The following is a 1,482-nucleotide window of genomic DNA, read 5'->3' on the forward strand; positions in this document are numbered from 1 at the left end:
TGGGAGCGCAGGTGCTCCAGGCCGGGGCTCGTGGGCACCAGGGCCGCGACATCGGCATGCTTCCACCGGGCGGCGGCCGCACCGATGAGCACGCGCCAGAGCACCGCGGAGGCGTCCCCGGAGGAGGCGTCTTCCTCGAGGGCAGCCCTGCTGACGGCGGGCAGCTCGCGGCGGGGACCGGGCAGGTAAGGGTGCCCGTGATCGTCCAAGGGCACCGGCCGGTTCGCCTCGAGGGAGCCGGACGGTTCGGCGGCTCCCACGAGGGCGGCCAGGTGTTCGACTAGGGCCCGGACAGCGGCAGCGGTGCCAGTGGGTGCTAGAAGGCTATTCAGGTCACCGGTGACGAGGGTGGAGGTTCCGCCGGCGCGGTGGGGGGCACCCGGGGGCCGCACACAACCGGTCGCCGGGTTGGTGAGCGGCGCCAGGTCAAGGGTGGGGCATAGGTGGCGGGCTAGTCGGGCCAGGGTGGCCACGGTCTCGGCCTCCACGGAGTCCGCCAGGGCGGCCCAGACGTGGCGGCCGCCGGATGGTCCGGAGGCACAGACGACGGGGGAGAGGCCCGCGTCGTCGAGCAGTCCGGCGAGGGTCTCGGCATCGCGGGCGGCGGCAGCGGCACTGCCGGGGGTCTTGGCATCGAGGTCGAAGGCCAACAGCCGGTACCGGTGGTCGCTGCCGGCCAAGTACACAGCCCACGGGCGTGCCGGAGTATCCGCGGTGGTGCGCCGGTGAGAGCCGTACTGGTTCAGCACAACACCGTTGGCATCGGCCACGGCCACGCGCACGCTCGGGCGCGGGCTGAGCGCATGTGTGAGAGACCACGCAGCGTGACACGCTGCGGGAACTTTCCCCCGCGAAGAGGGTACGGCTATAGTGAGCAACAGACCTCCAGAAGCGTCTTGGCGGACGCGGAAGGTAGAACCCTCGACCGAGTGGTTGGTAGCCGGTAACGGTCAGGGTTGGATAACTAGATATTTCTGTGGAAGGACCCGTTGGCGCGGGTCCTTCTGCTGTATCAGGCGGTTTTCTGCAGCGGCAGCTCCTCCTGCATCTCGACGTCGGACAAATCGGTGCGAGCCAGCTTTTCCTGCACGGCTTCGGCAATGAAGTCGCTGGCGGGAATGCCGCGTGCCTCGGCTAGACGGAAGATCAGATCAGCCATCTCGACGGGAACACGGGCGGTCATGACGTGTCGGTCGCCCTTGGAGGGACGTCCTGCGCGACGAGAACGGACCTGTGTAGTCATGGTCCCCACCCTAGAGTTTCTGAAATCGACTTCATACGTATGACACGCCGGGTCAGTAGCTGTAGTCATGAATTTCGTTCTCCTGGGTGAACTCGAAGTAGTAGATGCGGGGCTGGGTGCCGGGTTCTTGGGGGATGTCGCTGCCGTCGGGGGAGTCCCAGGTCCAGGTGGCGATGACGGAGACGCCGGTGTCGGTGAGTTCGGTGGCGGTATTGAGTTCGACGGTGGGCACGGAGGTA

2 protein-coding genes and 1 pseudogene are annotated in these 1,482 nt (G+C 67.4%); all 3 read right to left on the minus strand.

All coding sequences use genetic code 11. The features are described from left to right. Positions 1-686: pseudogene (locus tag PLJ28_RS15915) on the minus strand (hypothetical protein); the annotation flags it as partial. A gap of 326 nt (positions 687-1,012) precedes the next feature. Further along, positions 1,013-1,183, minus strand: coding sequence for a ribbon-helix-helix protein, CopG family (locus tag PLJ28_RS15920; protein ID WP_324590230.1), 171 nt, complete (start codon positions 1,181-1,183; stop codon positions 1,013-1,015). A 112-nt stretch (positions 1,184-1,295) separates the two neighbouring features. After that, on the minus strand, positions 1,296-1,482 hold a 187-nt coding region (locus PLJ28_RS15925), incomplete at its 5' end, for a hypothetical protein (RefSeq protein ID WP_324590450.1).

The organism is Citricoccus sp., from assembly GCF_035445025.1.
Classification (GTDB): Bacteria; Actinomycetota; Actinomycetes; order Actinomycetales; family Micrococcaceae; genus Citricoccus.

What these genes read in the sequence shown, in the direction of transcription:
- PLJ28_RS15920 (WP_324590230.1), bottom strand. Translation starts at nt 1,183, where the DNA reads ATGACCGCCCGTGTTCCCGTCGAGATGGCTGATCTGATCTTCCGTCTA.